3 protein-coding genes are annotated in these 2,591 nt (G+C 46.4%); 1 reads left to right on the top strand and 2 read right to left on the bottom strand.

All coding sequences use genetic code 11. The annotated features are described in order from the left end of the window. Together FDX11_RS11655 and rihB are read right to left on the bottom strand one after the other, a co-directional pair. On the bottom strand, positions 1-650 hold a 650-nt coding region (locus FDX11_RS11655; protein WP_286364588.1), incomplete at its 3' end, for a Na+ dependent nucleoside transporter N-terminal domain-containing protein. A gap of 105 nt (positions 651-755) precedes the next feature. After that, positions 756-1,688, bottom strand: coding sequence for a ribosylpyrimidine nucleosidase (gene rihB, locus FDX11_RS11660; protein WP_079223426.1), 933 nt, complete (start codon positions 1,686-1,688; stop codon positions 756-758). A gap of 129 nt (positions 1,689-1,817) precedes the next feature. Between rihB and FDX11_RS11665 the strand changes: the two genes are divergently transcribed. Further along, entirely contained in the window at positions 1,818-2,516 is a 699-nt protein-coding gene (locus FDX11_RS11665; protein WP_079223425.1) for a transcriptional regulator YeiL, read from the top strand. The last annotated feature ends 75 nt before the right edge of the window (positions 2,517-2,591 follow it).

Below are 2,591 nucleotides of genomic sequence, written 5' to 3' on the forward strand. Positions count from 1 at the left end.
GCGAACAAAATACCGCCAGGGATTGCCATTAATGAAGCCGCCAGCAGGTAATCAATGGGTACGCCAAGGCCGGCGTAACCAATCATTGTTGAACCAGCAATGGAAGCCATTCCACTACAAATTGCGGTAAACAGCTCATTACGATTGAGGCGGTCCATAAAGGGTTTGACGATCGCCGGGATCTCATTTTGCCCGAGGAAAATCGTGGTGACAGCCACGAAAGACTCGATCTTACTGATGTTCAGCGCCTTCTGGAAAATACCACCGAGAACGCGGATGAGCCATCCCATCACGCCGATGTAATACAACAGACTTACCAGTGCGGTAATAAAAATAATCGCGGGAAGTACTCGAAATGCAAACACAAAACCGGCGCCATTAAAAACCTTATCCATTTCAGGTCCTGCCAGGGAACCGAAAATAAAGGCGCTACCAGCATCACTGTAAGTCATAACCTTATGAACCCCCAGCGCCGCCTGCTCGGCCAGCCATTTCCCCGGCGGAAAATAGAGCATCACACCGCCAATGGCAACCTGCAGGATCAACGCCGCCCCTACGGTACGCAGATTGATACGCTTTTTATTTACTGACAACAGAAATGCAATTATCAGTAATACTCCCATCCCCAGAACACTTCTCATTATGTCCATAATGATCTTCCCGACATGCCAGGTGTGAACTCGTTACGGGCGACTGCTCACTGCCCATCAGGTGTCAACCGGCCTGTACCACGACTGTACAGACCGGTTGTAGCGTCAGAGATACATGCGCACACACTCTTCAACTAAATCCCAGAACCAGACGGTATCAATGGTGATCCCAACTTTCGTATTCGCAGGTTTTCCCAACACTCCCAGCTCATCGCAGACGGTACGTCCATAGCATGGACCGCTATTGACATCGACTTCGACGTACATGTCCTGTGTTTTGATTCCCTGAGGATTAATCAAATATCCGATACAGGTTGCGTCATGCACCGGGCCTCCGGCCAGACCATAGTTTTCATATTGCGTTTTGAGGGTAAAGTTCATGATGTCGCCGAATAATTGCCCAGCCGGTCCTCCCGCATTTTCCATCCGGGCAATAACCTCAGCGGTACAAACGGTCTGATTGGTGAGATCAAGTCCCATCATCACTAATGGCACACCGGAGGTGAAGACAACACGGGCAGCTTCGGGGTCAGCAAAGATATTAAACTCTGCGGAAGGCGTAAAATTACCGGTACCGTATGCGCCGCCCATCAGCACGATCTCACGGATTTTCGGTAAAATAGCAGGCTGCATGCGCATCGCCACGGCAATGTTACTCAATGGCCCGACCGGCACCAATGTAATATCGCCATCGCTAGCCATGAGTGTATCTATTATATATTTCACTGCATTAATGCTTTCTGCTTTACGGATCAGCGGTGCAAACACCGGGCCATCCAGACCAGATTCACCATGAATATTATCTGCGACAATCTGCTTACGCATAATAGGTTGTGGCATACCAGCATAAACCGGCACATTAATATTAAGTTTCTGGCATACATTTAATCCATTCACTAATGTTTTATCCAGTGTCTGGTTGCCAGCAACAATAGTAATGCCCAGTAATTCAATTGCAGGATGTCTTGCCGCCATCATCATTGCAATAGCATCATCGTGTCCGGGGTCGCAATCCAGAATAATTTTTCTTCTTTCCATTTCTTATTTCCTCTGTTCGCTGGTAGGGTATTTTCGTCTTATCAAATAAACCAAAAGCATGACGATGCTAGAATCATAGCGACAGAAAACGTATGCTGAATATGAGAAATCTCATACCGGGAAACCATTGTGAAAGAAATCCAAAATGATGCTCTCAGGCAGCAACTCATTGACCAAACAGGCTATACAGAATGCTTCTTTGTTGATGTTTCACGTGATACCCGGTTGTTCCATGTTGCAGCCGGAGACTACATTGTGCGGGAGGGAAACCAGCCGTCATATCTGTTTTACCTGGCTCGCGGGCGTGCCAAGCTGTATGCCACATTACCTAACGGCAGGGTGTCATTGATTGACTTCTTCGGTGCCCCTTGTTTTATTGGTGAGATTGAGTTAGTTGACGCCAACCATGAACCTCGTGCCGTTCAGGCCATAGAAGAATGCTGGTGTTTGGTGCTGCCCATGAAACAATATCGTCCGCTACTACTAAATGATGCCATTTTTCTGCGTCAGCTTTGCGTCTCGTTAAGTCGCAAAAATTACCGTAATATTGTCTCGCTGACCCAGAATCAATCATTTCCTTTGGTTAACCGTCTGGCCGCATTTATTTTATTGACGCAGCATGACGATCTGTATCAAGAAAAACATACGCAGGCAGCAGAATATATGGGTGTAACCTATCGCCATTTATTATATGTCATTGCACAATTTACGCGCGAAGGCCTGTTATTAAAACAAAAGAATGGTTATACAATTAATGATAAAAAGAAAATGATCGAACTGGCGCTTGAGATGGATCCAGAGAATAATTTTACTGATATCATTCATTAATAAAAGCGCGCCAGTTTTTGCTGACGCGCTTTTATTTTATACCAGTCCGATAAAGAAACCCGCTATGGTGGCGCT

The sequence above is a fragment of the Citrobacter sp. wls714 genome, assembly GCF_005281025.1.
Taxonomy (GTDB): Bacteria; Pseudomonadota; Gammaproteobacteria; order Enterobacterales; family Enterobacteriaceae; genus Citrobacter; species Citrobacter werkmanii.

Excerpts from the sequence above, each read along its gene's own strand:
- rihB (WP_079223426.1), bottom strand. The coding sequence starts at position 1,688 with ATGGAAAGAAGAAAAATTATTCTGGATTGCGACCCCGGACACGATGAT.